Annotated in this window: 1 pseudogene; it reads left to right on the top strand. The window is 42.3% G+C overall.

Going from position 1 to position 291, the window contains the following annotated elements:
* Nucleotides 1-291, top strand: a pseudogene (locus tag AB5935_RS24035) (glycoside hydrolase family 92 protein); the annotation flags it as partial.

Raw genomic sequence — 291 nt, forward strand, 5'->3', positions numbered from 1 at the left:
AAGCTGAAACGGCTACTCCTTATTATTATAAAGTATATCTTGCCGATCATGATGTAGTGACCGAAATTGCTCCGACAGAGAGAGCGGCTGCTTTCCGTTTCACTTTCCCCGAAAACGACCACTCTTATGTAGTGGTAGACGCCTTTGATAAAGGTTCGTTTGTGAAAGTAATCCCTTCGGAGAACAAGATTATCGGTTATACCACTAAAAACAGCGGTGGTGTTCCTGCCAACTTTAAGAACTATTTTGTACTAGTATTCGACAAACCGTTTACTTATACGGCTGCCGTAG

Origin of the sequence: Phocaeicola sp. RTP21198st1_B8_RTP21198_201120 (assembly GCF_040929485.1) — a bacterium.
Classification (GTDB): domain Bacteria; phylum Bacteroidota; class Bacteroidia; order Bacteroidales; family Bacteroidaceae; genus Phocaeicola; species Phocaeicola dorei.